The organism is SAR324 cluster bacterium, from assembly GCA_029245725.1.
Lineage (GTDB): Bacteria > SAR324 > SAR324 > SAR324 > NAC60-12 > JCVI-SCAAA005.
Map to the genome: position 1 here is coordinate 1 of JAQWOT010000095.1, position 1,834 is coordinate 1,834.

Sequence of the window (1,834 nt, forward strand, 5' to 3'; positions counted from 1 at the left end):
CTCCCTCATCCGCCAGAGACTTCAGGGCAGTAACGGCGACATGGTAGCGATCCACCTCAAAGTGGCTCCGAAGGGCTTTCCGGAAATCACTTCGTCCGTAACCATCCGTCCCCAGAGCTGTGTATCTTCTTGGGACAGCAGCCCGTATCTGATCAGCAAAGCGCTTAACGTAGTCGGTTGCAGCAATGACTGGACCTGTCGTTTCAGCAAGGCACTGCTCCACATGACTCACTCTCGGAGTTACTTCAGGATGTAGCCGGTTCCAGCGTTCTACCTCCACAATATCACGGTGCAACTCATTGAAACTTGGACAACTCCATAGATCTGCCTGGACACCCCAATCTTCTGCCAAAAGGTTTGCTCCAGCTATAACTTCACGGAAAATCGAACCACAACCCAAAAGCTGTACTCTTAGCTTACCCGGCTTACCTTCCTGTAATTGATACATACCCTTGAGAATGTTTTCTTCTTGCCCCTCATGCATCCCTGGTTGTGGATAATTCTCATTCAGAGTGGTGATGTAGTAGAAGACGTTTTCTTGCAACTCATTCATGCGGTAGAGGCCATTTTGGAAGATGACCGTCACCTCATGTGAAAAAGTTGGATCGTATGAAACACAGTTGGGAATATTGGCTGCCAAAATCTGGCTGTGTCCATCTTCGTGCTGCAGACCCTCCCCGTTCAGGGTCGTTCTGCCAGAGGTTGCTCCAATTAGGAAACCACGGGCCTGCATATCTCCAGCTGCCCAGGCAAGATCTCCAATTCGTTGAAATCCAAACATCGAGTAAAAGATGTACACTGGAATCATCTGCAAGCCAGAGGAACTATAGGAAGTTGCTGCTGCAATCCACGATGACATCGCTCCCGCTTCGTTGATTCCTTCCTGTAGCAATTGGCCTTTCTGGTCTTCGCGGTAGTACATCAACTGATCACGGTCAACCGGCTCATACTTCTGTCCTTCGTGAGCATATATTCCAATTTGGCGGAACATCCCTTCCATTCCGAAGGTCCGAGCCTCATCTGGAACAATCGGTACCAAGCGTGGACCAAGTTTCTTGTCACGAGTCAGCATGGTCATTGCCTGGACCAATGCCTGGGTCGTAGACATTTCGCGATCACCAGAGTCCTTCAGCAAACGCTCAAAGGTGCTCAATTCTGGAGCCTTGAGTTATCTCCGCGCTGCAAGCGCATTGGCAGAAACCCACCGAGTTTTCCACGACGCTCTCGCAAATACTGCATCTCCTCGGTTTTCTCATCTAGGCGGACCAACTTAAGCTTGGCAACCTGCTCATCAGAAATGGGAAGACTGAAACGATCACGAAACTTATAGAGGTCATCGCTAGACATCTTCTTTTGCTGGTGGCTTGGATTCGCGGCCTCTCCCGAAGCACCCATTCCAAAGCCCTTGACCGTCTTCATCAACAGCACAGTTGGCTGTCCCTGGTGATTCACGGCAGAGTGATAGGCAGCGTACACTTTGAAAAGATCGTGGCCACCCCGCTTCAATTTCCAAATCTCGTCATCAGTCATATTCGAGACCATCTCCAGCAATTCTGGATATTTGCCAAAGAAATTATCACGGGTGTAGGCACCACCTTTGTTCTTGAAGTTCTGGTACTCACCATCAACACACTCTTCCATCCGCTTGCGCAACAAACCTTTCGGATCTTGAGCTAGTAGGGAGTCCCAATTTCCACCCCAGAGCACTTTGATTACATTCCAACCCTCACCTCGGAAGGCACCTTCAAGCTCCTGTATAATCTAGCCATTTCCTCGAACAGGACCATCTAGTCTCTGCAAATTACAGTTAACCACAAAAATTAAGTTATCCAAC

At 49.1% G+C, this 1,834-nt stretch carries 1 pseudogene; it reads right to left on the reverse strand.

Annotated features, from left to right (window positions below):
* Positions 1-1,834: pseudogene (gene aceE, locus P8O70_04195) on the reverse strand (pyruvate dehydrogenase (acetyl-transferring), homodimeric type).